The 24,385-nt window shown below is 66.8% G+C and carries 17 protein-coding genes; 15 read left to right on the forward strand and 2 right to left on the reverse strand.

Features of this window, described 5'->3' with window-relative positions:
- Positions 1-86: 86 nt before the first annotated feature.
- From ACXN5S_RS05520 to ACXN5S_RS05530, 3 genes are read left to right on the forward strand one after another with little or no spacing between them, the layout of a single operon-like run.
- Entirely contained in the window at positions 87-2,696 is a 2,610-nt protein-coding gene (locus tag ACXN5S_RS05520) for a PAS domain S-box protein (protein ID WP_458604404.1), read from the forward strand.
- On the forward strand, positions 2,693-3,142 hold the full coding sequence (locus ACXN5S_RS05525) for a response regulator (RefSeq protein ID WP_458604405.1): 450 nt from the start codon (positions 2,693-2,695) through the stop codon (positions 3,140-3,142). Before ACXN5S_RS05520 ends, ACXN5S_RS05525 begins: the two co-directional genes overlap by 4 nt.
- Positions 3,123-3,974 carry a response regulator gene (locus tag ACXN5S_RS05530; RefSeq protein ID WP_458604406.1) on the forward strand — a complete coding sequence of 284 codons (852 nt, stop codon included), beginning with the start codon at positions 3,123-3,125 and terminating at the stop codon, positions 3,972-3,974. Before ACXN5S_RS05525 ends, ACXN5S_RS05530 begins: the two co-directional genes overlap by 20 nt.
- A gap of 6 nt (positions 3,975-3,980) precedes the next feature.
- Here the strand turns inward: ACXN5S_RS05530 and ACXN5S_RS05535 are convergent, their stop codons facing one another.
- A complete protein-coding gene (locus tag ACXN5S_RS05535) occupies positions 3,981-6,566 on the reverse strand; it encodes a chemotaxis protein CheB (protein ID WP_458604786.1) in 2,586 nt (861 codons plus the stop codon).
- 79 nt (positions 6,567-6,645) lie between these two features.
- Here ACXN5S_RS05535 and ACXN5S_RS05540 point away from each other — a divergent pair, with 79 nt between their 5' ends.
- From ACXN5S_RS05540 to ACXN5S_RS05570, 7 genes are all read left to right on the forward strand, one after another.
- Positions 6,646-7,017 carry a response regulator gene (locus tag ACXN5S_RS05540; protein WP_458604407.1) on the forward strand — a complete coding sequence of 124 codons (372 nt, stop codon included), beginning with the start codon at positions 6,646-6,648 and terminating at the stop codon, positions 7,015-7,017.
- 38 nt (positions 7,018-7,055) lie between these two features.
- A complete protein-coding gene (locus ACXN5S_RS05545; protein ID WP_458604408.1) occupies positions 7,056-9,365 on the forward strand; it encodes an ATP-binding protein in 2,310 nt (769 codons plus the stop codon).
- Positions 9,366-10,019: 654 nt separating this feature from the next.
- On the forward strand, positions 10,020-10,763 hold the full coding sequence (locus tag ACXN5S_RS05550; RefSeq protein WP_458604409.1) for a hypothetical protein: 744 nt from the start codon (positions 10,020-10,022) through the stop codon (positions 10,761-10,763).
- 4 nt (positions 10,764-10,767) lie between these two features.
- Positions 10,768-13,128 carry a UDP-forming cellulose synthase catalytic subunit gene (bcsA, locus tag ACXN5S_RS05555; protein ID WP_458604410.1) on the forward strand — a complete coding sequence of 787 codons (2,361 nt, stop codon included), beginning with the start codon at positions 10,768-10,770 and terminating at the stop codon, positions 13,126-13,128.
- Positions 13,128-15,368, forward strand: a complete 2,241-nt coding sequence (locus tag ACXN5S_RS05560; protein ID WP_458604411.1) for a cellulose biosynthesis cyclic di-GMP-binding regulatory protein BcsB — start codon at positions 13,128-13,130, stop codon at positions 15,366-15,368. The genes bcsA and ACXN5S_RS05560 overlap by 1 nt, the downstream gene beginning before the upstream one ends.
- A gap of 50 nt (positions 15,369-15,418) precedes the next feature.
- Entirely contained in the window at positions 15,419-16,429 is a 1,011-nt protein-coding gene (locus ACXN5S_RS05565) for a glycosyl hydrolase family 8 (protein ID WP_458604787.1), read from the forward strand.
- The gene (locus ACXN5S_RS05570) at positions 16,414-17,928 is read left to right on the forward strand and encodes a hypothetical protein (protein ID WP_458604412.1); all 1,515 of its coding nucleotides are present in this window, start codon (positions 16,414-16,416) and stop codon (positions 17,926-17,928) included. Before ACXN5S_RS05565 ends, ACXN5S_RS05570 begins: the two co-directional genes overlap by 16 nt.
- Before the next feature lie 31 nt (positions 17,929-17,959).
- Here ACXN5S_RS05570 and ACXN5S_RS05575 read toward each other — a convergent pair whose 3' ends face one another.
- Positions 17,960-18,979, reverse strand: coding sequence for a LacI family DNA-binding transcriptional regulator (locus ACXN5S_RS05575; RefSeq protein ID WP_458604413.1), 1,020 nt, complete (start codon positions 18,977-18,979; stop codon positions 17,960-17,962).
- Positions 18,980-19,080: 101 nt separating this feature from the next.
- Between ACXN5S_RS05575 and ACXN5S_RS05580 the strand changes: the two genes are divergently transcribed.
- The 5 genes from ACXN5S_RS05580 to ACXN5S_RS05600 all read left to right on the forward strand — a co-directional run bounded on the left by ACXN5S_RS05580 (position 19,081) and on the right by ACXN5S_RS05600 (position 24,380).
- Positions 19,081-20,046, forward strand: coding sequence for a levansucrase (locus ACXN5S_RS05580; RefSeq protein ID WP_458604414.1), 966 nt, complete (start codon positions 19,081-19,083; stop codon positions 20,044-20,046).
- Positions 20,043-21,221, forward strand: coding sequence for a serine hydrolase domain-containing protein (locus ACXN5S_RS05585; RefSeq protein WP_458604415.1), 1,179 nt, complete (start codon positions 20,043-20,045; stop codon positions 21,219-21,221). The genes ACXN5S_RS05580 and ACXN5S_RS05585 overlap by 4 nt, the downstream gene beginning before the upstream one ends.
- 53 nt (positions 21,222-21,274) lie before the next feature.
- On the forward strand, positions 21,275-22,564 hold the full coding sequence (locus ACXN5S_RS05590) for an ABC transporter substrate-binding protein (protein ID WP_458604416.1): 1,290 nt from the start codon (positions 21,275-21,277) through the stop codon (positions 22,562-22,564).
- A gap of 137 nt (positions 22,565-22,701) precedes the next feature.
- Positions 22,702-23,553 carry a carbohydrate ABC transporter permease gene (locus ACXN5S_RS05595; protein ID WP_458604417.1) on the forward strand — a complete coding sequence of 284 codons (852 nt, stop codon included), beginning with the start codon at positions 22,702-22,704 and terminating at the stop codon, positions 23,551-23,553.
- The gene (locus tag ACXN5S_RS05600) at positions 23,550-24,380 is read left to right on the forward strand and encodes a carbohydrate ABC transporter permease (protein WP_458604418.1); all 831 of its coding nucleotides are present in this window, start codon (positions 23,550-23,552) and stop codon (positions 24,378-24,380) included. Before ACXN5S_RS05595 ends, ACXN5S_RS05600 begins: the two co-directional genes overlap by 4 nt.
- The last annotated feature ends 5 nt before the right edge of the window (positions 24,381-24,385 follow it).

The following is a 24,385-nucleotide window of genomic DNA, read 5'->3' on the forward strand; positions in this document are numbered from 1 at the left end:
CCCCGCGTCGCGGTTGCGCGATTGTTAGCGCTTTCGTATGATTATTTATCAAGACCGAGTTTCTGTTTCCTAGTGGCTTAGCGCGCATGCGGATGTCTACGCGCCTGATGGCGCCCATGGTCGGCCTGGTTCTGTTGACGGCACTCTCCGTCGGCCTGCTCGTCTACTATTCCGCTCGTGCCGCCATCGTGCCCCAGGCGCTTGCCTTCTTCGGCACCAATTCCGCCCAGCTCGCCGACTCGCTGAAGATCTACGCCGACAGCGCCCGCCAGGATGTGCAGGCCATCGCAAACTCCGGAATCGCCGCCGGCATCGCGCGCACCCAAGCCAATGGCGGCACCGACCCGCAGCGCGGCCTGACGACAGAGGATTGGTATGACGAGCTCGCCCGGCTCTTCATGGCCGAGCTCGCCGCAAGCCCCGCTATCCTGCAGCTCCGGCTGATCAGCGCCTCGGGGCAGGAGCTTGTGCGCGTCGACCGTGCCTCGGCCGGCGAGCCGCCCCGCCGCGCCGGCCCCGAGGCCCTGCAGGACAAGAGCAATCGCGACTATGTGGCGGCGACGATGGATCTGCCGGCCGGCACCGTCTACGTCTCTCGCCTCGATCTCAACCGCGAGCTTGGCGAGGTGGAGGTGCCGCTGCACCCGGTGCTGCGCATCGCCGCGCCGCTGCGGGCGCCGGCGGGGGCCGATGTCGGCTTCATCATCCTCAACCTCGACATGCGCGACAGGCTGGATGCGCTGCGCTCGCGTGGCGGGCCGCCCTACACCTATCTGGTGAACAATACCGGCGACTTCCTGCTCCACCCCGATCCCACGCGCGAATACCGCTTCGAGTTCGGTGCGCCTTACCGCCTTGCAGATGCCGAGCCGGCCCTGGCCGAAGCCGTTCAGGGCCACCTCTCGGGCACCGCGCGCAGCACCTTTGCCGATGGCACACGTATCGGCGCCGGCTGGGCCACGGTAGCGCTGGCAGGCGGGCCGCGGGTCACCGTCATCCGCGCCACGCCCGTGGCCCGGCTGCTCGGCAGTTTCAGCATCGGGCGCAGTGCGCTGATCGGCGGTGGCCTCGTGGCGGTGCTCGCCGCGCTACTCGCCATGCTGATCGCCCGCTCGCTCTCGCGCCCCATCGACCAGATCACCCATGCCGTGCAGAATGCCGCCCGCGGCCAGCCCGCCGATCTGCCCGTCACCGCTGCCGGCGAGGTGGGCGCCCTCGCCCGGGCCTTCGCCGATCACATCGAGCGCGGCCAATGGTATGAAGAGGTGATTGAGGGCGCGAACGACGCCATCTTCACCTGCACGCCCGAGGGCCGCATCACCCGCTGGAACCGCGCCGCCGAGCAGATGTTCGGTGCCTCCGCCCAGCAGATGATCGGCCAGCCCATCGAGACGCTGGTCGCCGCGCCAAACCGCCCTCGCCTGGCAGAAACCATCGGCCGCGCCCTCGCCGGCGAGCGGCTCAGCCTGCAGCAGGAGGACTGGCGCCGCTTCGACACCGCCGCCCCGATTGCCCTTTCGCTAACCTATTCGCCCGTTCGCGCGGCGGGCGGCGAGGTCACCGGCGTCTCGGCCATCGCCCGCGACATCGGCGCGATGCGGGCCGCGCAGGAGACCTTGCGCATCCTCGTCGAGGCCTCACCTATCGGGAAGGTGCTGATCGACGAGCGTGGCGTGATCGATGTGGTGAACCGGCAGGTCGAGCGCCAGTTCGGTTATGCACCCGACGCGCTCATCGGCCGCCGGGTCGAGATGCTCCTGCCCGGGCTGGGCAGCCAGCCGGAGAGCGGCGATGAGGCCGCTCAACCTAGCCTTCCCCACGGCGGCGAGGGCCGCGACATGCTGGGCCTGCGCGCCGACGGAAGCACCTTCCCCGTCGAGATCGCGCTCACCCCCGTCGACACGCCCGATGGCCCGCGCCTGCTCATCTCCTCCATCGACATCTCCGACCGCAAGGCGGCTATGGATGCGCTGAAGGCCCGCGAGCGCGAGCTGAAACGCTCGAACGCCGATCTCGAGCAATTCGCCTATGTCGCCAGCCACGACCTGCAGGAGCCGCTGCGCATGGTGGCGAGCTTCACCGAGCTTCTGGCGCAGCGCTACGAGGGCCAGCTGGATGAGCGCGCTCAGCGATACATCGGCTTCGCGGTCGAGGGGGCGCGGCGGATGCAGCAGCAGATCAACGACCTGCTCGTCTACTCGCGCGTCGGCAGCCGCAAAGAGCCGCCCGTGCCCACCGATGCCTCTGCGGCCCTGCGCCGTGTGATGGCCGAGCTGGCCCCAACGATCCGCGAGACAGGCGCCGAGATCACCGTGGGCGAGCTGCCGGTTGTCACCGCCAACCCCGGCAATCTTGGCCGGCTGTTCCAGAACCTGATCAGCAATGCGCTGAAGTTTCATGAAAGCGGCCCGCTGCGTATCGAGATCACGGCCGAAGAGGTGGCCCAGGGCTGGCACTTTACCATCGCCGACAACGGCATCGGCTTCGACAGCAGCGAGGCCGAGCAGATTTTCGAGATGTTCCAGCGCCTTCACGGCCGCGGCGATTATTCCGGCACGGGCCTGGGGCTGGCGATCTGCAAGCGCATCGTCGAGCAATATGGCGGGCGCATCTGGGCCGAAAGCACGCCGGGCGCAGGCGCCACCTTCCATTTCATCCTGCCCGCCGCCGCCCCTGAATCGGAGCTCGCCTCATGAAAGTCGACCCAATCCGCGTTCTCATGATCGAGGATAATCCCGCCGATGCCGAGCTGGCCCGCGAGATTCTGCTCAGCGACCGGCTGCATCTCGACCTCGATGTCGTGAGCGATGGGGTGAGCGCGCTCAAATACTTGCGGGGCGAAGATGAATACGCCGGCACCTCTCCGCCAGATATGATCCTGCTCGATCTCAATGTGCCGCGGGTGAACGGCAAGGACATTCTGGCCGCAATCAAAACGGATACGGCGCTCAAGCCCATTCCCGTCGTCGTTCTCACCTCGTCGTCGGCCGAACGCGATATTGCGGAATCCTACGCGCTTGGCGCCAATTGCTATGTGACCAAGCCCATCGACCTGGTCTCGTTTCAAAAGGTCGTGCAGACGCTTGAATCGTTCTGGTTTACCGTGGTGAAACTGCCGCCCAATGGCAGCGAACGGTACTGACATGTCGCAGGTGCGCCCGATTCGGGTGATCCTTCTGATCGAAGACAACGAGGGCGACGCGGAACTCATTCGTGAGTTTCTCTCCGCCGCCGACCGAGAGGACTACCTCGTGCACCACGCCGCCACGATGCGCGGCGCCATCGACATGCTGGGCAATCTGTCGCCCGATGCGATCCTGCTCGATCTGCGCCTGCCCGATGCCGTGGGCGTCGAAAGCGTCGAGCGTTTGCGCAATGTCACCGACAATGCCCCCATCATCGTGCTCACCGGCATGGAGGATGACGAGCTGGCGCTGGAATGCATCAACGCCGGCGCGCAGGATTACCTGGGCAAGAGCGAGCTGCGCACCCGCAACCTACAGCGCGCCATCGGCTATGCCGTCACCCGCCACCGCGAGACCGAGCTGCGCGTGCTGCGGCAGACGGTGGCGCATTATCAGGCCCTCACCGCCGACGCGCCACCCGCCGCTGCCGGCCGGCCCGCCGGCAGCGATGCACCGCTGAAAGAGCGGCGGCCGCAGGAGTTTGAGGATCAGGTCATCGCCTACCGCCGCCTCTTGCGGGATTACTACCTGCGCCAGCATGAAAAGCGCCCCAAACCGCAGGCTAAGATGGAACTGCTGGTAAAGGCCATCGGCGATTGCGGCGCCGGCCCGCGCGACATCGTCGCTCTGCATCTGGCCGCGCTTGATACGCCGAAGATCGAGGTCTCGAATGAAAGCAGCCGCTCGCTGGTGATCGAGGGCCGGCTGATGGCGCTGGAGATGATGGGTCTGCTCGTCGATTACTACCGCTCGGCCCTTCAGCGCGGCGACGGCCCCGCGGCAGGCTGAGCCGCCCTAGCCGGGCGTCAGCGATTTGAACACCAGCACCGCCCCCGGAGCACGGTGCGGGTCATCCATGTCGGTCGCGTGGGCTTCGATCTCGACTGTCTTGCCCTGGTACGTCGCCCTGGCGCATTGCGACTCGCCGGTGTTCAACACCTCGATCAGCATGTCGGTCAGGTTGACGGAATCGAACCGTGGTTCCACCACCGAAAGGGTGCGGTCGACATCATGGGCTTCCAGCAGGAACTGCTCGCCGATCAGCTCGCTGAAGCGCTTGATGCGGCACTGGTTGTCGAGAAAGATCACGCCCACCCCGAGGATGCGCAGCAGCGTTTCGGTGCTGCGGTCTAGATCGGAAAGCAGCTCGATCTTGCGCTCATGCTCGGTGCTGACGGCCACGAGCTCTTCGTTCACCGCGTGCAGCTCTTCGTTTGAGCTTTGCAGCTCTTCATTGCTGGCCTGCAGCTCTTCGTTGCTCGCCTGCAATTCCTCGTTGCTGGCCTGAAGCTCCTCGCCGAACGCTTCGAGTCGCTCTGTCACATGCTGCAGGGTCTCTTCCGTCAGCCGCAGGTCGCGCTCGAGCTCCTGAATGCGGCGGGTGAGCAGGTTGACGTCTTGCCTGTTCGCCTCTTTGGCGGCAGCGGCGTCGTCCTCGCCAAGCTCGGAAGCTTCATCCTCGGCGCTGTCGCCGAAGGCCACACTCACCAGCATCAGCCGGTTCTTCGAGCTTTGGTCGAGCGGCTCGACAACCACATGCACCGGCTTGGGGCCGCGCCCGCCGATATCGACATTGATGTTGCGCTGGTAGCGTTCGAGCTGGCCCTGGCGCAGCTTTTCCATGCCGACGTTGATGGTGAAGTGCAGATCGGGGTGAACGATGTCTTCCACCGTCCAATCCGCGAGGTTGTTCATCGTATCGACGAGCATCGCGGCCGAGCCGAACCAGCCCAGCACGGCCCCTTCGGCAGAGATCAGGATCGACGAGGGCGCATAGCGCTTCAGCAGCGCGTCGTAGCTGCGGATTAGCGCCTCGCGGTCGCGCAGATCGGGCGGGTCGGCGGCGGGGGCGCTGCGCAGCTCTGCCGGCACGGCGGCGGGCGCCCAGGCCGGCGGGCGGGGCTTCATGCCCACCTTGTTCGACAAGACAGACCGGTCCACCAGCCGCGTTTTCGAGGCTTTACGAAACAGGCGCCAGCGGTTGTTCACCACGGTGAACTCGGCGCTGTGATCGCCCAGGCTCTCCGACGGGCCGAGCAGCAGGAAGCCATCCTTGCGCAGCGCGAAAACAAACAGCGAGATCACCCGGGCCTGCGCCTCATCATTGAGGTAAATCAGCAGGTTGCGGCAGGATATCATGTCGAGATGCATGAACGGCGGATCGCTGAGCACATCGTGCACCGAGAAGATGATCTTCTGCCGCAGTGCCGGGTCGACAAGGTTCTTGCCGCGATGTCGCATGAAGTACTTGTCGCGCAGTTGTGGCGGCACCTGCTCCAGCGCCTCGTCGGAATAAAGGCCGGCCGATGCGGTATCGATGGATCGGCGGTGCACATCGGTCGCGATGATGCGGAACTTGCGCTGCACGCCCGCCGCCTCCAGCGCCTCGGTCAGCTCGATAGCCAGGGTATAGGCCTCTTCTCCGCTGGCGCAGCCCGGCACCCAGATGCGCAGCGGCAGGCTCTCATCCTCGCTGCGGGCAAGCCGCTCGAAGGCCTCGGTGCGGGCGGCGGCGATGGCATCGGTGTCGCGGTAGAAGCGCGTCACACCGATCAGCAGGTCGGCATAGAGTTCGTCACGCGCAGCGGGGTTGCTGGTGAGCAGATCGCAATATTCCTCGATCGAGCCGATGCCGCGCAGATGGCGGCGCCGCTCGACGCGGCGCTGCACATTCTCGGCCTTGTAGAGCGAGAAATCGAGGTGGAAGTACTCCTCCAGCGTGGCCAGAATGCTCTGCGTCGCATCGCCCCGCGCCTTGACCACATCGCTCTTGCCGCGCCCGTTGCGGAAGATCTCGTGAATGGCGGCGGGCATCGCCTCCGCCTCCAGCACCCGGTCGACCGCGTCGGTGGTGAGCGCCGCGCGCGGCATCGAGGGGAAGGCCGCCTCTGACGGGCGCTGCACGATCACCGCGGCCCCTGCCCTGTGCAGCGCCTGCGCCCCGCGCGCCCCGTCGGCGCCAGAGCCGGAGAGGACGACGGCCACCGTGCAGGCCGGCTCTCGCTGGCAAAGCGACTGGAACATCGCGTCGATCGGCAGGCGCGGCAGGGAATCGGCCGAGGCATATTCGCGCGTGGCAAAGATCTCGCCCTCCAGCTCGACCATCTGGTTCGGACGGTTGAGGTAGATCGTGTCGGGCTCCAGCGGCACGCCGCTGTCGATATGGCGAATGCGCAGGCGCGAGCGGCGGCCGAGCAATTCGTCCATCATCGATTTGTAATCGGGCGATAAATGCTGAACGACGATAAAGGCCCAGCCAGCATCTTCTGGTGCGTTGTCAAAGAAATCTTCAAGCGGTTCCAGGCCGCCGGCCGATGCCCCGATTGCCACAAGCGGAATGGGCCGCGTTTTCGCCCCAGGGGGAGTGTCGTTCGCTGCCATCCCAGTCACTCGGTAAACACCTTGCCGTAGCGGTAACTCCTACCACATACTGGGGAGCAGGCAATATTGAGGTGAATGAGTGGCGAAGATTCTGATCGCCGATGACGACGTCGATTATCTCGACGTATTCTGCGACGGAATGCGCGCCGTGGGCCACGAGGCCACTGCCCTGACCTCGGGCAATCAAGTGCTGCCCGCGCTAAAGGTTAATGACTACGACATCATCTTTCTCGATGTGTTGATGACGGGCGGGGGTGCAATCTCGATATTGCATGATATTCGCCAGTACGATGCCGAAATTCCGGTTGTCATCATAACCGGACAGACGGAATTGATTAACTCGCCCGTCTTTCGCCGAGGATTGCGGCAGGCTCAGGCCAAATTGCAAAAAACGGTCAGATTGCATGAACTTGACGACGTCGTCCGCTCGCTGACCCAGGCGGAACCCTAAGGAGGCCCCGTGCCGAACCTGCCGCCCCAAGACCCGATATGACCGCCAGTGCCAGGCAGGGCGCCGCTTCTGCGCCCTACGCGGTTGACCTGGCGCGTCTGGCTGCGTTCTGCGCCTGGGCCGTGATGGCTGTGGCCCTGGCCGTCGCGATTGGCTGGCTGGCGGACCTCGACAGCCTCGTCCGCCTCAGCCCGAACCTTCCCTCCATGGTACCGCTGACCGCCATGGCGCTGGCACTTCTGGCTTCCGCGCAGATCCTGCAGCTCCTTCAGCATTCCCTCGCCCGCTATGCGGCGCGCGGCCTGGCGGGGGCGGCCGGGGCCATCGGCTTGGGGGATCTGGCTGTCGTTTATTGGGGCGAGTGGATGGCCGACCCAACGATTGACCGGATGTCTCTCGCCACTGCGGTCGGTATCGTAATCATCGCCCTCAGCCAGCTGCTCAGCGGCCTCCGCATGGCTGAGGATCGCCGCCTGCCAGCCATCGTCGCGACCGCCGGCGCCATCCTCAATCTGATCGCGCTCGACGGGTATCTCTTCGATGCCGATGCCCTGCAGGAGGTGGTGCTATTTCAGGGCCTTGCGACACATACTGCGCTCTGCCTTCTGCTTCTGGCCTTCGCGCAGCTGCTCGCCAGCCCGCAGCCCACCTGGGCGCAATTCGTTCTGTCATCCGGCCGGGGCGGGAAGCTGGCCCGGCGCTGGCTGCCCCTGGCCGTGTTCACGCCCCTCGTCGCCTGTTACCTCGCGCTTTGCTTTACCGATCAGGGCATCATCAATGCCAACACCCGCCTTGCCGCCCTGTCTGTCGCTCTCGCCGCCCTCGCAGGGTTGCTTGTGCTCTACGGTGCCCGCACTGAAGGCATGGCGGCGACAGCCGTGCAACGGCAGGAGCTGCGGCTGCGGCACACGCTCGACAGCCTGAGCAACGCCGTCTTCATTTTCTCGGATGCCGAGGAGGAGCTGGCGCTCAACCGCAAGGCCGAAGAGCTGACCAGCCGCTCCGCCTCGCCCCGCGCCTGGCTGGACGCGGTGCATTTTCATTCGCTGGAGAACCGCGAGCTGCTGGAAGGCCGGGCGCACCCCATTCAACGCCTGCTCGAGGCAGGGGAAGATGAAGTCTACGCCGGCTACATGGATGACGACGGCAACGAGCGCGCCCTGCGGCTGAGCGTGACGCGCCGCATCAGTGAGCGTGAGCGCCTCACCATCCTCGCCATCGACGACGAGACCGCCGGCTGGGCCATCCGCGAGGGGCTCTTCCGGGCCGAGGGGCGCAATGCCGTGGGCGCGCTTTCCGGCGGTGTCGCGCATGAGATGTCGAACATCCTCGGTATCATCCAGCTCGCCGCCGATACCGGCCTCATGCAGCGCTCGATGGAGGGGCGCGACCGCCAGCTCACCGCCATCCGTCGGGCCTGCGGGCGCGGCACCGAATTCACCGACCGGCTCCTCTCGCTCGCCCGCGACAATCTGGGCGGTGATCGCACGGTGGATGTCGCCGGGCTGGTCGAGGATGTCTGCACCCTCGCCCGCCAGTCGCTGCCCTCGCACATCGCGCTGGAATGCGAGGTGGCCTCCGGCCCCTGCCCGATGAGCTGCGCGGCCTCCGATTTCGAGACGATGCTGCTCAACCTCATCATCAACGCCCGCAACGCCATTGTCGAAAGCGGCCAGGCCACCGGCCGCATCGCCATCACCATCGGCTCCGAAGACGAGACGATCCGCCTGACTGTCACCGATGACGGGCCGGGCATGGAGCCGCGCGTGCAGGCGATGGCGAAAGATCCGTTCTTCACAACGCGGCGCGAGATGGGGGGCACCGGGCTCGGCCTCGCGATGATCGACAATTTCGCGCACAAGGTCGGCGGCCAGTTCAATATCCACTCCCGGTTCGGCGAGGGGGTCGAGGCGGTGCTGACGGCCCCGCGCGCCCTGGTGGCGCCCGATGAGCTGGAGGACGAGGGCGAAACCGACGATCTGCTCGGGATCTGCGTGCTGCTGGTCGAGGACGATCCCGACTTCCGCGATATGCTGGCCGAGTCGCTGATCTTCCTCGGCGCCCGCGTGCTGCGGGCCGAGAATGGGCCGGCCGCCCTGGCCATGCTGCAGCGAAATACCGACATCGATGTTCTGATGACCGATATCTCGCTGCCGTACGGGCTGAACGGCTACGCCCTGGCGCATGAGGCGGTGCGCCTGCGCCCGCGCCTGCCCGTGCTCTACCTCACCGGCTTTGCCGAAACCCCGGCGACGGGCATGCGCCCGGTGCCCGGGCTGGTGCTGCGCAAGCCGGTGCGGCTGCACGAGCTGCCCAATGCCGTGCGCCTGGCCCTGCTGCGCCACTAAAGGCGATGCGCAACGGCACCAGTTGCGTTGCAGAAGTGGCGACAAATCTGGACAGTTCGGGCCATTTGTCATCGAATTTACGAAAGAAGCCGAGCGTTATTGATAAGGTCGCGCCCCTCGCTGGCCCCTTGCCGGGTTGAGGGGCAGCAAGCGGCCACACTAGGCTCGGTGACAGAGGTGATCGTCAATCCCGGCCCCGGCCGGGGCGCCCACGTCGGGCCTGGCGAGTTGAACAGGTTAACGGCGGCGTGATCTCATGATCAGAGAGCCAGTTTTTTCAGGCTCTGGCCTGAAACCGGGTTGTGTGACCCTTCCGCTTTCGCCTCGTGCAACGGCCCTGTTGTGGCGCGCCGATAGGGCCCTGTTTCGCCGAGCCGCCTTAACCTCAATGCTGACGCCCTTTCTAAAGCCAGAAGCCTCTATTGTCTCGACAGCGGAGACAGTGAGCACCGGGCATGCGCCGCGCCCGGCGCCCCGCCTCAATCGCCGCAACGCCCTGATTCACTGGCCGAACCGGCCCCGCCGCCGGCCGCTGCCGACGCAAACGCAAGGTCTCATAAACTTCAAATGCCTCTAAAATGCCTAAGTCATGCACCGCTTTGCGCCCAATCGGGCAACGAGTTTCACATCAACACTCAGACGAGGACCAGCGGGATGAACCACCGCGATCATGAGCAGGAGACGGCCCGGACTTCCCCGGCGACACCCATCGCCGCCCGTGCTGAAACCGTGAACAATCCCTCCCGTGCCCGCCGCTGGCCGGTTCTGGGGCTGTTCGTAGCGCTGGCGGCCTGTGCCGCCGCCATCCCCGTCACCCGTCTGAGCCTGCCGGTCGCCGAGAAGACCGTTCAGTTCCAGCACACCCCGCTCGATACCGCCTGGGTCACGCCCGCCGGCATGAGCATCGTCATCGACCGGACGCTCGGCATCGAGCGCGAGCAGAAGATCGGCCTTGTGAACGACACCGTTCTGCAGGGCGACAACTACCTATGGCTGCGCGCCCGGGTGCCGGAGGGCTACCCCGCCGGTAATCTGCGCCTGGCCGATTTCATGTCACGTGTGGGTGAAGTCCCCTACCCCTTCACGCGGGTGTCAGATGACAACCTGCGTTCCCGCAACGATAGCCTCGGCCAGTATTTTTACCTGACCGAGGAGCCGATGGGTGAGGTCAATTGTGTCCTCGCCTTCCGCCGCATCGACAACGCCTCCCGGCTTCTGCCGCGGGGCACGTCGACGCTCGAATTGCTTCTTCGCAACTGCGTCAGAGGTTCGGTCGATCAGGCACTCCGCCCGATCACCGATGAGCAGATCGGAACTGCCGCCGTCGCCGGGATCAGCCCGGCCCAAGGTGGCAACCGCATGCTGTCCCCCCTCGCGGCGCCGCCCATGAGCGAGTAACATTATGGCCGCCCGTCAAACATCCGCCGCTACCCTTCCCGCCAAAGAGCGGGGCCGAGGCTTCAGCCTCGATCTGTGGCTGTGGGTTCTGCTGCTGGTTCCGTTCGCGGTTATCGTGAGCGTGCCGACCTCGGCAGGCGGGCAAGCCTTCCTCTCTATCGTTGCCGTCGTCATGGTGGCGCTCATCAAGCCCTTCGCGCGGCTGCTGGTGGCGCGCTTCTTCCTGATGGCCACGGCCAGCGTCATGGTGATGCGCTACGCGCTGTGGCGTGTGTTCGAGACGATGCCCGATCCGGGCTTCACCCTCTCGTTCATCATCGCCACCCTGCTGCTGCTGGCCGAGGCCTATTCGGTGGCGGTGTTCTTCCTGAGCACCTTCATCATCTCCGACCCGACGCGCCGCCCCTTCCCGCCGACCGTGGCGCCGGAGCGGCTGCCCACCGTCAACGTGCTCGTGCCCTCGTACAACGAGCCGACCGAGATGCTGCGCATTACGCTCGCCGCCGCCAAGAACATGGTCTACCCGGCCGAAAAGCTGACGGTCGTGCTCTGCGATGACGGCGGCACCGATCAGCGCTGCAACTCCAGCGACAAGAAGCTGGCGCAGGCCTCCCGCGCCCGCCGCGCCGATCTGAAGGCGCTCTGCGCCGAGCTGGGCGTGATGTACTCGACCCGCGCCAAGAACGAGCACGCCAAGGCCGGGAACATGTCTGCCGCCCTCGAAAAGCTCGACGGCGACCTCGTGGTGGTGTTCGACGCCGACCACGTGCCGACCCGTGACTTTCTGGCGCGCACCGTCGGCTACTTCGTCGACGACCCCAAGCTGTTCCTCGTGCAGACCCCGCACTTCTTCATCAACAAGGACCCGATCCAGCGGAACCTTCAGCTCTCCGAGAAGTGCCCGCCGGAGAACGAGATGTTCTACTCGTTCATCCACCGTGGTCTCGACCGTTGGGACGGTGCGTTCTTCTGCGGCTCTGCTGCCGTTCTGCGCCGCGTGGCGCTCGACAGCGTGGGCGGCTTCTCGGGTGAGACCATCACCGAAGATGCCGAAACCGCGCTCGACATTCACGCCTCCGGCTGGCGCTCGATGTTCCTCAACCGCGCCATGATCGCCGGCCTGCAGCCCGAGACCTTCTCGTCCTTCATCCAGCAGCGCGGCCGGTGGGCGACGGGCATGATGCAGATCCTTCTGCTCAAGAACCCCCTCTTCCGCCGCGGCCTGACCCTGGCGCAGCGCCTGTGCTACCTGAACTCGATGTCGGTCTGGCTCTTTCCGCTGATCCGCATGATCTTCCTCTGCGCGCCGCTGGCCTACCTCTTCTTCGGTGCCGAGATCCTCGTCGCCACCTTCCAGGAAGCCATGGCCTACATGCTCGGCTACATCGCGGTGAACTACATGGTGCAGAACGCCGTGTACGCCCGGTTCCGCTGGCCGCTGATCTCGGAAATCTACGAGATCGCGCAGACGCCCTATCTCGCCAAGGCCGTCGTCAAGACGATCATCAAGCCGCGCGGCGCCAAGTTCAACGTGACCGCCAAGGACGAAACGCTCGACAACGACTTCATCTCGCCCGCTCACTGGCCGCTGACCATCCTGTGGATGCTGATGCTCGCCGGTGTGATCGCCCTCGGCATCCGCTGGGCGGCCTTCCCGGGTGACCGGAGCGTTCTGTCAGTCGTCGGCGGCTGGGCCACCTTCAACTTTATCCTCGTCTCCATCGCCTGGCGTGCCGTTGCCGAGCGCAAGCAGCGCCGCGCCGCCCCCCGGGTCGACATGGACGCGCCCGCCGAAGTCTGGCTCGCCGGCCGGCCGGAAACCAAGGTTGACGCCCGCATCCTCGATGCCTCGACCTCCGGCATGCGCGTTCAGCTGATCGACGCGGTAAACGAGGAATGCGCCAAGCAGATCAAGAAGATGCAGGGCGATGTCCTCATCTGCCGCCCGCGCTACGAAGAGGCGCCGCATCTGGAGCGCGACATCGAACTGACCGTCATGTCCGCCCGCAGCGGCCCGGAAGGCACCTCGTTCGGCACGGTGATCAACTCCGATCAGCCCGCCAAGGTGCAAGAGGCCGTGGCCTACCTCGTCTTCGGTGACAGCGAGAACTGGCGGAACACCCGCATCAGCTCGCAGGGCGGCATCGGCCTGATCGCGGGCCTCGGCTATGCCTTCTCGCTCTTCTTCAACGGCTTCCCCAAGCTGATCGGCGCCTTCCTTCGTGAGCCGGCCCGCCGCCGCGATGCGCCCGCCACCAGCGAGGCACGGGCCCCCGCCCACCTGCTCGCCTTCGGCGTCGATATCGAAGAGCGCGAACGCATGCTGGCCCGGGCCGAGGTCACCTCCATGAACGAGGCAGCTTGATGCTCCGATTGCTCTACAGCACCTGCCTCGCCACCGCGCTGCTTGCAGCCGGTGGCGCCGGCGCGCAGGACATCGGCGGTGAGGAAGGTGTCATCGACCTCACCCCGATGCTCGACGCCATGCAGGGCGTTGGCGAGCGATCTGGCCAGAGCGACAGCGCCCCCGCGAGCGAAGATGACACACCGCGCGGCACAGCTGCCAACCCGAACGAGGCCACCGCCGCCGTCACCGCCATCGGCTCTGCCAGTGCCGGCAACGAAGCGGCCAGCCTGCCGGCCTATAGCCGCGCCGGCCCGCAGGAGGGTCAGGCGACCGCAGACAACTCCGTTTTGCTGCCCTTCGTCACCCGCCCCTTCACTCGCATACCGCGGATCTCGGGCGAGAACGGTGGGCTGCGTCTGTACGCCGAAGTCGACAACCCGGGCGCCGTGACCGAGATGCAGCTCTCGCTGCGCTCCAGCGTCAACCTGCTGCCCGAGCAGTCGCTTCTGACGATCTATCTCAACGGCGAAGAGGTCGAGAGCTTCGAGCCGACGGCGTTCGACGGTTTCGAGACGCATACCTTCCCGGCCACCAACCTCGTCGCGGGCGAGAACGTCATCGAACTTCGCGCCATGCATACGCACCGCATCTTCTGCGGGCCCGAGGCGAGTTTTCAGGTCTGGACAGAGGTCGACCTTGGACAGAGCGGTCTGTCTATGCCCCGCTCCGGCCTGCCCGAGGGTGTTGAAGGCTTTCAGCAGGCCATGGCCGCCCAGGTCATGGCCGGCGACGGCGTTGCCATCGAAAGCAGCGTCGCGGTGCCGCCAGAGCTGATGGCCCGCCTCGGCCAGCGCCTTCGCGGGCTGATCCCCGGCGCCTCCGCCATCATCTCCACCCGCTCGCCCTATGAGCCGGCGGCCGAGACCGCAGAAATCGCCCGCATCGGCTATGTCGAGAGCCCCGAGGCCTTTGCCGAGCTGCGCCGCGGCGGCGATGGCGCGCTGGTGCTCATCATCGGCGGCAATCCCACGCCCGAGATGCTGGATGTATGGCTGCCCGCCCCCGCGCCCGCCAGCGATCTGCCGGCGCTGTCGCCCTCGCAGCCGCTGGAGCTGTCTTCGATCGGCGTCGACAACATCGTCATCGAAAGCCGCTATGCCCGGCAAGACGTGGTCTTCAACCTCCCCGAAGACTGGCTGCTCAGCGCCTCGCAGAAATCGCAGATCAACCTAGACTACCATTACATCGATGGCCTTCCGGAAGGCTCGCTGCTGATGGTGAAGGTCAATGACACCACGGTGCGCATGCTGCCGCTCTTCGGCCAGGGCGGCAGCGACCTGCCGACGCTGGATGTCGGCCTGCCCGCCCGCATCCTCACCGCCGGCCCCAATGCGCTGACATTCGAGGCCATCATCCCTGGCGATCCGCCGGATCTGCCCTGCGTGCGCATCCCCGGCCCGTTCGTCGAGATCGAGGGCACGACCAGCATCGTCGTGCCGCCCTCGCCGGCGATGACGTACCTCACCATCAACGCCGCCCTGCGCGAGCTGACACCCGCCGGCATCGTCACCGCCGCCGGCACCGACCCGCGCAGCCTGACGGGCCGCACCGTCAGCGCCCTGCGCGAGACGTTCCAGCCCCTGCCCGAGGCCGAAGGCGCGCAGCTTATCGTCAGCGGCCTGGCCGAGATGGAGCGCCCGGCCCTTGCGATCACCGGCGTCTCGCGCACGGCCATCGAAAACCTGCTGGCCCCCGTCGGCACCGCGGCCCCCGCCGCCGCGCCGAGCAACACCGTCGATCTGGTGAAAGACCGCGTGGGCGCCGTGGCGACGCAGGTACTCGACTACGCCATGCCCGGTGACCCGGCGCTTGAGGAATGGCTTGCCGGCCGCGAGGGCCAGGCCTTCATCTTCCTCAACGATCCGAACAATCCGCTCTCGGCGCAGCTGGTCATCGCCCCCGGTGTCGACCCCGCCGACATCGCCACCGCGCTCTCGGATGCAAGGTTCGACCCCTTCGGCCCCAAGGGCGCCGCCGCCGTGCTCACCTCGGCCGGCGAATGGCAAAGCTGGCACCCCGCCAGCGAGCCGCCGCGCCTTCAAGAACCGCTGACGCTCGCGAATTTCCGTGCTGTTGCAGGCAATTACGCCTCTTGGTCTCCCGCCCTGTTTGCGGCCATCATCGCCGGGTTGCTGATAATTTCGGTTCTCCTGGCGCTCTCCTACATCATCAGAACGCGCGGAACGAAAAAGCGATGAATCGCAGACAAGCACTCGGAACGATCGCCGCCGTCGCGGCACTCCCGTCCATGGCCTTCGCGCAGGACGCTGGCGCCCCTCAATTGCTCGCAGAATCCTGGGAGCTATGGAAATCAGCCTATCTTGCCGAGGACGGCCGCGTCGTTGACGCGCTTCAGCAGGGCGCCAGCCATTCTGAAAGCCAAGGCTACGGCCTTTTCCTCGCGGCCACGATGGAAGACCGCGAGGCCTTCGACCTGATCGACGGCTGGACGATGAACAACCTCGCGGTGCGCGATGATCGGCTGCTCGCCTGGCGCTGGCTGCCGGATGTGCCGGGCCATGTGCCCGATCTCAACAATGCCAGCGACGGTGACCTCTTCTACGCCTGGGGTCTAATCCGCGGTGCAGACAGCTTCGACCGCCCGCAGCTTCGCGAGCGCGCCGCCGCCATCGCCCGCGACCTCGCCGCCACCTGCATGGTGCCGGTCGGCGAGGGGCGCGGCATCCTCTTCGTGCCCGCCGCCGCCGGCTTCTCGCGCGACTCGGGCACCGTGCTGAACCTCTCCTATTACATGCCGAAAGCTATGGAGGAGATTGCCGAGGCCACCGGCATCTCGGCCTTCGCCGCCGCCGCCCGCGATGGTGCCCGGCTGATGGACGAGCTTGCCCGCACCGGCCTGATGCCCGACTGGATCACGCTGGGCCCCGACGGCTTTTTCCCCGATCCCGAGCTGGCCGACCGCAACGGTTACGATGCGCTGCGCGTGCCGCTCTTCCTTGTCTGGTCGGGGCTTGGCGGCCATTCCGCCGTCATCCGGCAGGCCGAGGCGCTTGAGCGTGCTCAGTCAGCAACAGTGGCGACACCCACTGTGATGGATCGCACAACTTACAATGTTCTAGAGACGAGCCCCGATGCAGGTTATGCGGCACTCAGTGGCCTCGTTTCCTGCGCGGCAACAAACACGAGGGGTGCAGCTATCCCGCGGTTTACGGTAGAACAGCCGTACTTCCCGGCGACGTTGCATTTTTTCGCATTGCTCGCGCAGATCGAGGCCAAACCGTCATGCGTTCCAATCTGATCCCCAGCCTTGCCCTCGCCCTGCTGGTGCTGGGCCCGGCTGTTGTTTCCGCCCCGCCCCTCGCCGCGCAGGAGGCCTCGCAAGGCGCCCAGCCCGGCGCCGACGATCTGCGGGCCCTGCGCTATTACGTCGAGCAGGATGAGACGGCCGCGATCAGTGCCGAGATCCGACGCCTGCAGCTCGACTTCCCCGATTGGACACCGCCCGACGACCTGTCGCAGCTCCTCGTCACCGGCCCCTCGACGGAGATCGACCAGATCTACGCCCGCATCGCCTCTGGCGATCTTGGCGGCGCGCGGCGGCTGATCGATTCGACGCAAGCCGCCTTCCCGAACTGGACACCGCCGGCCGACATGCTGTCACTGCTCTCCATCGCCGAGGCGCAGGATTCCTTCGATCAGGCGGTGAGTGGCGGCAACCTGACGACGGCGCTGGAACTCGCCATCGACAACCCGCAGCTGCTGCGCTGCAACCGCATCAACAACGCCTGGCGCCTCGCCGATCTGCAGGCCCGCTCTGGCAACGAAGGCGCCGCCTTCGCCGCCTACGAGCAGGTCGTGCAATCGTGCAGCGGCTCGTCCGAGATCATCTCGACCATCGAGAAAGCCGACGCCGTCGCCAGCGTAGCCCAGATCCGCGGGCTGATCTCGACCGCCCGCAACCGCATGCCCTCGATGGCCGGCACGCTCGACGCGCTGGAAACGCGCCTGCTCTCTGGCCGCGGCATCGGCAACGATGATGCGCCGGATGAGGTTGCCGAGGTGGCAGACGAACCGGAGGAAGAGGCACCCGCACGGGCCGCCGCGCCCGCCGCCCCGGCCCGCCAGCCGGCCGCCGCCCCTGCCCCTGCCCCGGCGCCCCGCGCTGCCGCCCCCGTTTCTGCCGCGCCGGTTGTCGTCACCGCGCCGCCGACCGCCAACGCTTACACCAGCCTGCCGCCCGACGGCGATGGCCGGGTGAACGCCGTGCGCGCCGCTGCGCTGGCGGAGAACTATACGCAATGTGCTTTTGCCTCGACTCAGCCGCGCTCGCTGGAAGTCGCCTATGAGCGCGCCTGGTGCGTCTACAATCTCGACCGCCCGCTCGAAGCGCTGGCGCTGTTCACCGCCGCCGCAAACGGCCGGCTCGGCGGCACCGTGCAGCGCGATGCGCTCTACGGCATGTCGCTTTCGCTGCTGGAGCTGGAGATGACGGATTCGGCCTCTGCCGTCGCTGCCCGCACCGATTTCACCTACGAGCAGCGCCGCACCATCGAGACGATCATCCTCGATCAGCGCGGTGTGCGCGCCTTCGAGCAAGGCGAATTCCGCGAGGCGATCCGCTATTTCGACGAGCTGGAACGTGTCGAGGGCAGCCTGCGCCGCGACCTTCTTCTGCTGCGCGGCTATGCGATGCTCAACAGCGGCGATCAGCGCGGCGCGCTTCAGGTCTTCGTCGAGCTGAACAACCAGCTCTCGACCGAGGAAACCCGCGAGGCCATCGCCGCCGCTCGCAACTAAGCTCGGGGCGCCCCCGCTTCGGCGGGGGCCCTCAGCTCTGGCCGCGGATCGAGCCGCGCACAACCTTCGGCATCGGCACCAGCTCGGCCCCCGTGGTGGACGAGAGGATGCGCTCCACAGCCACCTCGCCCATCTTGTCATGCGGCAGGGCGATGGTGGTAAGGCCCGGGCGCAGGTAGGCGGCCAGCTCATCATTATCGAACGAGACGATCGACAGATCCTGCGGGATGCGCACCCCCGCCTCGGCACAGGCCTGATAGGCGCCAAAGGCCAGCCGGTCGTTCAGGCAAAGCAGCGCCGTCGGCCGCGCGCCAGAGGCGAGCAGCTCGGAAACCGCCGCAAAGCCCTTCGACGGCTCCCATTCCCAGATCGACAGCTCATGTGCGAAGGTCAGCCCCTGCGCCGCCATCTCGCCCTGAATACCCGCCAGACGCCGCTGGATGGCGCCGGAACGGAAAAGCTCGCGCTCCTCCTCTTCGTTATGGCCGATTAGCGCGATGCGCTCGCCCACACCGGCCTCGGCCAGCAGCCGCACCGCATCGCGCCCGCCGCCCTCTTCATCGGGCAGCACGAAGTTGGGGCATTGGGTGGAGGAGCCGTTGAGCACGATCATCGGGATGCCCGGCGGCGCCTTGGGCAGGGTGATCTCGCGGGCCCGCATCGAGGCGATGATGATCCCATCGACCTGCCGGTCGAGCGCGGCATCGATGGCCCGCGCCTCCTGCCCCGGCGCGCCGCCCGTCTCCATCACCATCAGAGTCTGCCCCTCGCGGGCCGAGGCTTTCAGCGCGCCGCGAATCAATCCGTTGGCGAAACGGGTGGTGGCGACATGGTCAGAGATGAAGGCGATGGCATGGGTGCGGTCGGTGCGCAGCGCCCTTGCCGCGACGTTCGGCCGGTAGCTCAGCTCCGCCGCCGCCTCGTGGACGCGGCGATGCGTCTCTTGCGAAAAACGTGTGTCAGGACGGCCAGATAGGATCATCGAAACGGTGGCGGAAGAGACCCCCGCCCGCTTCGCCACGTCGGCCATTGTCGTTCTGCCGCGGGCCATGATCCCCTCCCCCTGTTCAATCGTTTTACTAAGGGGATTGAGTTACGATGCCAAATAGGTAAATCGTTTTAACAAGACCGCTCGGGAGGAGTGACGCCAGCATGGGCTTTCAAAAGGCAGACCATTGGGTGTGGGATATGTGGTTCGCCGACGACGGCGATCTCTTCCACATGTTCTACCTTCACGCGCCCCGCAGCGTCGGCCACCCCGATCTGCGCCACCGTAATGCCCGCATCGGCCACGCCACCTCCACCGACCTGACGAACTGGCAGGACCACGACCGTATCTTCGACGCCGGCGCGCCGGAAGAATTCGACGCCACCTGCACCTGGACGGGCAGCGTCATCCGCGGCGATGACGGGCTCTGGCACCTGTTCTACACCGGCACCCGCTTCACGAATGCCGATGACCCGACCGACAGCGAGAATGTCGAGACCATCGGTCACGCCGTCTCCGAAGACCTGCACGCATGGGTCAAGCGGCCCGGCCCCGTCTGCACCGCCGATCCGCGCTGGTACGAGACGCTGGGGAGCTCCTCCTGGCCGGAGGAGGCCTGGCGCGACCCGTGGGTCTACCGCGACGGCTTCGGCCCGTGGAAGATGCTCATCACCGGGCGCGCCAACGACGGCCCGGATGACGACCGCGGCGTGATCGCGCTGGCGACCTCCGAGGACCTGCACAGCTGGGAGGTGCAGCCGCCCCTCAGCGCCCCCGGCGCCGGCTTCGGGCATCTGGAGGTCTTCCAGATCGTCGAGGTCGAGGGCCACCGCTTCCTCGTCTTCTCCTGCGACACCGCCAAGCTCGGCGGCGCCCGCACCGGAGAGACCGGCGGCATCTGGGCCGTGGCGGAGCGCGATGGCAGCTGGCCGGTCGCCGAGGCGAGCCTGATCATCGATCAGGACCTCTACGCCGGCCGCGTCGTCATCGACCGCGCCGGCAAGGCCCAGCTCATGGGCTTCGACAACCGGGGCGGCGCCGAGTTCCACGGCGGCATCGCCGATCCGAAACCCCTGACGGTAAATACCAGCGGAGCCCTGCCCCGCCTGACACTGGAGACTGCGGCATGAAGGCCGACGCGCTGACCATCGACGGGCAGGTCGCCCCCGGCTTCAACACCGTGGCCTCGGCCTTCCACGACGCCTTCGAGGGCCGCCCCGAGATGGGCGCCAGCCTCGTCATCTACCGCGATGGCGCGCCGGTGATCTCTCTCCACGGCGGTGTCGCCGATGCCCGCAGCGGTGCGCCATGGACGGCGCAGACCGCGACGCCGGTCTTCTCCTGCTCCAAGGGCATGATGTCCGTCCTGCTGGCCCAGCTCGTGCAGGAGGGCCGGCTCGACTACGCCGCAAAGGTCGCCAGCCTCTGGCCGGACTTCGCCGCCGAGGGCAAGGGCGAGACCAGTGTCGCCGAGGCTATCTCGCACCGCGCCGGCCTCTCCGCCGTGCGCGACTGGCTGACCTCGCCCGAAGAGATCGCCGATTTCGACGGCATGGCCGCCCGCCTCGCCGCGCAGGAGCCGCTGTGGGAGCCGGGGACCGGCCACGCCTACCACGCGCTGACCCACGGCTGGCTGACGGGCGAGATCGCCCGCCGCGCCTCGGGCCAGCCGCCGGCGGAGGCCTTCGCCGACCGCATCGCCGCGCCCGTCGGCGCCGATGTCTGGTTCGGCCTGCCGGAGGCGGAGGCGCCGCGCGTCGCGCATGTCCGCGTCCACCCCGGCCTCACCGAGACCTGGGTCGAGGAGGCGAAGAAGGACAGCCCGGAGGCCCCCTACTGGCCCTACCGCGCCATGACCTTCGGCGCCGCCCTGCCCGCCGATCTCGTCACCGAGGACGGCGGCTGGAACGACCCTCTCCTTCAGCGGGCCGTCATCCCCGGCGCCGGCGCCATCGCCACCGCCGACGGGCTGGCGCGCATCTGGTCGGCCACGGTGCGCGACACCGGCGGCACCCGCCTGCTCACCGACGAGACGCTGGCCCTCGCCACGCAGACGCAAAGCGAAGGCCCGCATGTCTTCGAGGGGCCCGGCCCCTTCGCGGCCTGGGGCATGGGCGTGCAGCTCGACAGCGAGGCGCGCCGCTACCTCGGCCCCGCCAGCTTCGGCCATGACGGCGCCGGCGGGCAATGCGCCTTCGCCGACAGCGAGGCCGGCATCGGCTTTGCCTTCGTCACCAACTGGATGGAGGGCGCGGGCGACGACCGCGCCACCCGGATCATCGAAGAATTGCGGGACGCGCTCTAGACGCGCGCGCCCGCGAGCCCCGGCATCTGCCGGACCACAGTGGAGGAAACGACATGACGACCACCAAACTCATTGCCGGCTTCGCGCTCGGCACCTCGGTGCTGGCCACGGCCGCCGCCGCGCAGGAATGCGGCAGCGACCCGGTCACGCTCAACGCCTATTTCGAGACGGGCTTCCCGCTGCCCACCGAGCTGGCGACCGAATTCACCAACCAGTTCCCGAATGTCACCTTCGACATCCGCGAGGACCAGTTCGCCAACCTGATGGAGAACACGCCGCGCCTGCTCTCCCAGGAGAACGCGCCGGACCTCGTCCGCCTGCCGTCGATCTCCGATCTCGTGACCAACGGCCTTCTGATGAACCTCGACGGCTATTACGAGGATTTCGGCTGGGACAGCTTCCCCGAAGGCAACCTCGTCCAGCTGCGCATCGACGAGTCGGGCCGCCCCCGCGGCGTCGGCTCGCTCTACGCAATGGGCCTGAACTACTCGACGACCGGCATCTTCTATAACAAGGACCTCGCCGAGCAGATCGGGATGACCGAGACGCCGACGACCCTCGCCGAGCTCGATGACGCGCTGGCCGCCGCCGAAGAGGCCGGCATCCTGCCGATCATCCAGTGGAACAAGGACACCGCCGGTCTGGCCTTCCCGCTGCAGAACCTGATGGGTGTCTATGGCGACCCCGAGCCGATCAACGCGTGGATCTTCCAGCAGGAAGGCGCCACGATCGACACGCCCGAGAACCTCGAAGCCGCCCAGCACCTCAACGGCTGGATCGAAGCGGGCTACTTCCCCGAAGACGCCAACGCGGTGGATTACTTCACCATGATGAGCCGTTTCACCGGTGGTGAGGGCCTCTTCATGTTCAACGGCGACTGGGAATCGGCCAACCTGCAGAACGCCATGGGCGACAGCGTCGGCTTCTTCCTGATGCCGCCGAACCCTGACAGCGGCCGTCACGCCACCATGTCCTCGCCGCTGACCTTCGGCATCGGTGCCAATGCCGAGAACCCGGACTGCGCCGCGTTCTTCCTCGACTGGGTGGCCACCAACGAGACCGCCCGCGAGATCAACGTCGCCGTCGGCGGCTCCAACCCCGGCGGCCCCGCCGACATGGAGATCCCGCCGCAGGAAGAGGGCTCGCTGATCAGCCAGACCCTCGCGGCCGGCCAGGTCATCGGTGCCGACAACGGCGCGATGGACTTTATCGCCAACGCGACGGGCGCCATCTTCGCCGCCGGCTGGACGCCGGAACTGCAGAAGATGGTCGGCGGCGTGCAGGACCCTGAAGGCCTCCTCGAAGAGGTGCAGGAAGAGTACGAAGACCAGCTCTCCCGCTAAGCGGTTCGAGCCTGACGGGAGGTCAGATGACTCACCTAGACAACGCCACCGCCGGAGCCCTCAAGGCTCCGGCAAGCGCAACGGCCCCCCGTCCCCCCGCCACGCGGCGGGACAAGAAACGACGGCGCGACGCGGTGATGTTCATCGCGCCCGCCTTCCTCATCTACGCCGCCTTCGTGATCGTGCCGCTCGGCATGTCGGTCTATTACTCCCTGCTCCGCTGGGACGGGATCGGGCCGATCTCGGGCGCCACCTTCTATGGCCTCAAGAATTACATCGAGGTGCTGACCGACGATGATCTGCTGCAGATCATCGGCAACGCCTTCCAGCTCGCGGCGTGGTTCACCATTCCGCCCGTCGTCCTCGGCCTTGCCGTCGCCTCGGCGATCCGCAGCCAGATGGCCGGGCGTTTCGGCACCGCGACGCGCACCATCCTGTTCCTGCCGCAGGTCATCCCCCTCGTTGCCGCCGGCATCGCGTGGAGCTGGATGTATGACCGCAACGGCGTGGTGAACCAGTTCCTCTCCGCCATCGGGCTGGAGAGCTGGACACGCGGCTGGCTCGGCGACTTCACCTATGCCCTGCCCGCCGTCGGCATCATCGGCGCCTGGGTCCTCCTGGGCCTTTGCACCATGCTGCTCGTCACCGGCATCGCCCGCATCGACGGCTCGCTCTACGAGGCGGCCAAGCTCGATGGCGCGCGGCCCCGGCACGAGTTCCGCTTCGTCACCCTGCCCGGCCTCAAGAACGAGATCGGCATCTGCGTGACCGTCACCATCATCCAGGCGCTGTCGTCCTTCGACATCGTCTATGTCGCCACCGCCGGGGGCCCGGGCATCGAGACGACCGTGCCGGGCCTGGAGATCTACCGCCTCGCCTTCGCCCACCGGCAGGTCGGGCTGGCCTCGGCGCTGGCCATCGTGCTGATGATCCTCGTCCTCGCCTGCGTGATGCCGATCCAGTGGGCCCTGAGGGAGCGCAAGTCATGACTTTCCCCCGCATCCGGACCAGCCCGCTCTTCGCCAAGGGCCTCATCATCCTTCTGATGGTGGTGACGCTGCTGCCGTTCCTGTCGATGCTCTCGGCGGCCCTCGCGCCCTCGGGCACCTACCCCTCGGGCCTTGAATGGCCGGCGGACCCGCAATGGGGCAACTTCGCCAAGGCGTGGCAGGTCGCGAACATGGACGAGCTCTTGCTCTCCTCCATCCTCATCGTGCTCGGCACCGTGCCGGCGGCGGTGCTGTTCGCCACCATGGCCGGCTTCGGCCTCGCCAAGCTGACGACGCCGCGCTCGGCATGGTTCTACCTCGTCTTCGTCATCGGCCTGACCCTGCCCTTCGAGGCGGTGATCACGCCGCTCTACTTCGAGATCCGCGAGATCGGCCTCCTCAACACCCGCGGCGCCATCATCCTGCCGCTGATCGGCCTCTACATGCCCTTCTCGGTCTTCTGGATGCGGGCGCATTTCATGTCGATCCCGAACGACCTCTCCGAGGCCTCGCAGCTCGACGGCGCGCGCCGCTGGCAGGAATTCTGGATGGTGCAGGTGCCGCTGGCCCGGCCCGCGATCATGTCCCTCGGCATCCTGCTGTTCCTGTGGACATGGAACCAGTTCCTGCTGCCCGTCGTGCTCGTGCAGGAGCCGAACCGCCGCACCATGGCCGGGGCGCTCGGCGCCTTCCAGGGCCAGTGGGGCACCGACATCCCGCTGCTCTGCGCGGGCTCCCTCATCATCCTGGCGCCGACGGTGATCCTCTTCCTGATCTTCCAGCGCCAGTTCGTCGCCGCCCTCCTGCAGGGCGCGGTCAAAGGATAAAGACT

The organism is Pseudoroseicyclus sp. H15 (assembly GCF_054353345.1).